Source organism: Sporomusa sp. (assembly GCF_057736855.1).
The window spans coordinates 1659-6187 of sequence record NZ_JBYKYF010000182.1; the positions used below are offsets into that span (position 1 = coordinate 1659).

Genomic DNA, 4529 nt, shown 5'->3' on the forward strand with positions numbered 1-4529 from the left:
CGTACTCATGTAAAATCAGGAGGGATGGAATGGATATTACTAGTATTAGAATGGCAGCCAAAGAAAAATTTAATGGTGCCTGTCGGCTTTGTCCGATATGCAATGGAATTGCCTGTGCAGGAGAAGTGCCAGGTATGGGGGGTTTAGGCACCGGTGCTGCCTTTCGCCATAATATTGAAGCCCTAACTGATTGCCGTCTGAACTTACGAACCGTTCATAGTGTTAAAAATCCTGATGTATCCTGCCGGATATTTGATTTAGAACTGTCGCTGCCCATCATGGCTGCACCTATTGGAGGGATTGCCATGAATATGAGGGGGGCGCTAACCGAAACAGAATACACCGAAGCTATCGTTAGTGGTTGCCGTAGGGCTGGAATTATTGGGATGACTGGTGATGGCCCTAATCCAGAGGTCTTTGCCGCCGGTATGGCGAGTATTAGTAAGGAACAGGGCTGGGGTATTCCGATTATCAAACCTCGTGAAACCGATAAAGTGATTGAGATGGCAAAACAGGCGGCTGATGCCGGTTGTCCTGCATTTGGCATGGATATTGATGCTGCCGCGCTGGTTAACATGACCAAGGCCGGACAACCAGTTGGTCCCAAGACCATTCAAGAACTGGAATATATCAAAAACCATACCACCATTCCGTTTATTGTTAAAGGCATTATGACCCCAGATGATGCTGAGGCCTGCTGGCAGGCAGGCGTTGATGCTATTGTTGTCTCCAATCATGGCGGACGAGCCCTTGATTATACTCCGGGTACGGCTGAGGTGCTTCCTTATATTGTTGAAGCCGTCAAAGGCAAAATGAAAGTGCTGGTTGACGGCGGTATCAGAAGTGGCGCCGATGTTCTAAAAATGCTGGCCCTGGGTGCTGATGCTGTATTGATTGGGCGACCGTTAGCCATTGCTGCAGTTGGCGGTGGTGCAGCAGGAGTGGAAATGGTTATCAATACATTCCGGGCAGAACTTCGTGCAGCCATGATTCTGACAGGTACTGCACAGACTAGGGATGTGCCAGTAGAAATATTATGGTAAAGCCAGCAGCTTTATATTATAGTTTAATTACTACCGCCTGGGGTCAAATCGCTGCCATTTGGTCGGAGGTCGGCTTATGGGAACTGGGGTTTCCCCGTGAGGAAGAAACTGCCGCATTTGCCGATATTCGAACTAAAGATTCCTCCAGACTACCAGCAGGACATGAAGCTTGTTTTTGGTCTGAGGAACTTAGCAAGGAATTACAATTGTATTTTAAAGGATTTCCGGTTGCTTTCCGTGTTCCGATTGACTGGCGCTGCTATACACCCTTTCAAAAGGCAGTGCTTACTTATACCGCAGGCATCCCGTACGGTACTACTGTCAGTTATCAGTCCGTAGCCCAGGCTGTTGGCAGACCCAAAGCTGCCAGAGCGGTTGGCGGTGTCATGCACAGCAACCGGACGCCGTTAGTGGTGCCTTGCCACCGGGTTATTGGGGCTAATGGCAGTCTTACCGGTTTTGGGGGCGGGATGGATATGAAACAGGCTTTATTATTGCTTGAGACCAACATAGTAGAGTGATGTTCTCTCACAATTAAGCCATTGACGCTATTGTTATTGTTTGGCGATGATGCAGGTAAGTGGCAGTTACAAAAATTGGTGATACTCATATTGCCGGAATTTTGTCTCTTGGGATATAATTAGGATATAATTATAGTAACGGTTGCGTGTTAATGGCTTAATAGGGGGAATCATTTCGTGAGCGGTTTTTTGCTGCGGATTATTATTAATGCAGTAATTATTTTTATGGTAATGGTTAAACTACCTGGTGTGTTTGTGGATACGTTAGGCGGGACACTATTGGGGGCAACGATTGTCGGAGTGGCTAATGCCGCGATTAGGCCACTCTTATCGGTTGTCGACCTGCCGCTTACCTTTTTGAATTTGAGCGGTATTACTGTTGTCACCAATGTTTTTACTCCACTTATGGTTGTTAAAGCATTACCCGGTTTTCAAATTACTGGTATTATAACCTCGCTTGCCGGGATTATGTTAATGACTTTATGCAGTGTTACCTTATCGAAAGTAATACACGACAGGTAAATACATTGCAGGAATTTTGCGCGTAGCGAAATTCCTGTTTTTCATTATTTTTCTATTTTTATATCCAATGAAAGGGGTATTACCATGGCAATAAAATTAGTAGCAGTGGATTTGGATGATACGCTATTAAATAGCAAATTGGCCATTTCGCCGCGAGCGTGTGAAGCCATTCGCAAAGCTGTGGTGCAAGGGGTAACGGTGACAATTGCTACCGGGCGAATGTACCGGTCAGCTTTACCTTATGCTAAACAACTGGGACTGGATGTGCCAATTATTACTTATAATGGCGCACTGATTAAGTCTTGTCTGTCCGGTGAGGTATTACTGCATCAACCCATTGACAAGAAGTTAGCACAAGAGGTACTTGCCCTGTGTAAACAACGCGGCTGGTATATCCAAAGTTATGTACAGGATGAACTGTATGTAGAAAAAATCAACTACTATTCTGAGCAGTATTCCCGCCTGTCGGGGGTACCGGCTACCGCTGTGGGGGACAGACTGTATCTTGGTGAAGAACCTTCGAGTAAGCTGTTGATTATGTCAACACCAGAAGGAATTCTTGAAATATATGATACCTGTAAAACTATATTTGGCAATAAGCTGAGTATTGTTATTTCTAAGCCGACGTATTTGGAAATAACCGACCCATTGGCAAATAAGGGCAGGGCACTGGCTTTTCTAGGTCATCGATTGGGAATTAAACAAGAAGAAACAATGGCGATTGGCGATAGTGGCAATGATTTGGACATGCTCAAATATGCCGGTTGGGGTGTGGCCATGGGAAATGCCACTCCAGCTATTAAAGCCATTGCCCGTCTAGAGACATTATCCAACGAGGCGGATGGTGTCGCCGAGGCTATTGAAAAATATGTGTTAGCCTAATGGCTAGACTAACTCTTTTCGCTAAAAGTATCCCCTGCTTTCATCATCATACTCCCTTGGAATGACAAAATAACAGGTAAGCCGAAAACAAAGCAGGAAAATTCAGCCTTCACTAAGAATTACCAATATAAATGGTAATCGGAGGGCGTAAGCATGCGGGATAAGAGCATGAACATTCTGCTGGTGGAAGATGATGAAGTTGATATCATGAATGTTGAACGGGCTTTTAAACGGATTAACCTTACGAATCCTCTATATATCGCGCGTGATGGTGTCGAGGCGTTAGCTATGCTGCGTGGTCAGAATAGTAATGCCATTGTACCTTGGCCAAGGTTAGTTTTGCTGGATATTAATATGCCGCGAATGAACGGGATTGAATTTTTACGCGAAGTCAGACAAGATCCAGAATTAAAAATGATGACCGTAATTGTCCTGACAACCTCGAATGAGGAACGGGATGTTATTGCTGCTTATCAACTACATGTTGCCGGTTATATTATCAAGCCAGTCTCATTTGAACAATTTGTTGAAAATATGGCAGCGCTTGACCAGTATTGGACCTTAAGCGAAATGCCATAAGGAGTGGGTTGGTAATGCCGGAAGCACTGAGAATATTGTTAATCGACGATGATGAAGTGGACAGAATTATGGTTAGCAGGGCGCTCAAAGCGGCTCATGAAAAGATTATAATTAAAGAAGTCGCTACTGGCAGTCAAGGGCTTAGTGAGGCGCAGACAGGCAGGTATGATTGTATTTTTCTTGACCACTTTTTGCCTGGTGATAGCGGGTTGGCTGTGTTATCAGCCATTCGTGATGCCGGCGTTAAGACACCGGTTGTGATTCTGACCGGGCAAGGCGACGAACAGTTGGCTGTTGACTCGATGAAAGCGGGTGCGACCGATTATTTGGTAAAAGGCAAGGTTACGGCTGACAGCTTAGCCCAGTGTTTGCGGGCAGCTATCAGGCTGGGACGTGCTGAAGCTATGATTGAATATTTGTCCTATTATGATACAGCCACTGGTTTGCCTAATCGTCTGTTGTTAATTGACCGTATGGTGATGGCGTTATCCATGGCTGAACGTAATAACGGCATGTTGGCACTATTGTTTGTTGGGGTTGATCGGTTCAAAATGGTAAATGATACCTTGGGCCATGGTCAGGGAGATCATCTTATCCGGATGATTGCTGACAGATTAAAGGCCTGTGTCGATAAACAGGCTGTGGTTTCCAGGGTGGGCGGTGATGTGTTCGGAATTATGTTGTCAGGGTTGTCTGATTCCCAAGCAGCGGCCAGTATTGCCGAAGACCTCATTGAAATCATTAGGCAGCCAGTTGACTTAAACGGTTATATCTGGCATACATCTGCGAGTATTGGAATTGCGGTATACCCGGATGACGGGCAAACTGTTGAGTTATTGCTTAAAAATGCCGAATCTGCCATGTACCTAGCTAAAGAACAGGGAGGAGCCAGTTATCAATTTTATAATAAAAGTATGAATGAGCGGGTGCTTGAGCGAATGTTGCTAGAAACCAGCTTGCGTCAGGCGATAACCAATAACGA

General features: G+C 45.2%; 6 protein-coding genes. All 6 read left to right on the top strand.

Going from position 1 to position 4529, the window contains the following annotated elements:
• The first annotated feature begins 29 nt into the window (after positions 1-29).
• Positions 30-1043 (top strand): alpha-hydroxy-acid oxidizing protein, encoded by a 1014-nt coding sequence (locus AC29Z1_RS11845; protein ID WP_488271671.1) that lies wholly within the window; start codon positions 30-32, stop codon positions 1041-1043.
• On the top strand, positions 1037-1564 hold the full coding sequence (locus AC29Z1_RS11850) for a methylated-DNA--[protein]-cysteine S-methyltransferase (protein WP_488271672.1): 528 nt from the start codon (positions 1037-1039) through the stop codon (positions 1562-1564). Before AC29Z1_RS11845 ends, AC29Z1_RS11850 begins: the two co-directional genes overlap by 7 nt.
• Positions 1565-1741: 177 nt before the next feature.
• On the top strand, positions 1742-2086 hold the full coding sequence (locus AC29Z1_RS11855) for a phage holin family protein (protein WP_488271673.1): 345 nt from the start codon (positions 1742-1744) through the stop codon (positions 2084-2086).
• Positions 2087-2170: 84 nt separating this feature from the next.
• Positions 2171-2968, top strand: coding sequence for a Cof-type HAD-IIB family hydrolase (locus AC29Z1_RS11860; RefSeq protein ID WP_488271674.1), 798 nt, complete (start codon positions 2171-2173; stop codon positions 2966-2968).
• A 153-nt stretch (positions 2969-3121) separates the two neighbouring features.
• The gene (locus tag AC29Z1_RS11865; RefSeq protein ID WP_488271675.1) at positions 3122-3547 is read left to right on the top strand and encodes a response regulator; all 426 of its coding nucleotides are present in this window, start codon (positions 3122-3124) and stop codon (positions 3545-3547) included.
• 14 nt (positions 3548-3561) lie between these two features.
• On the top strand, positions 3562-4529 hold a 968-nt coding region (locus AC29Z1_RS11870), incomplete at its 3' end, for a diguanylate cyclase domain-containing protein (protein ID WP_488271676.1).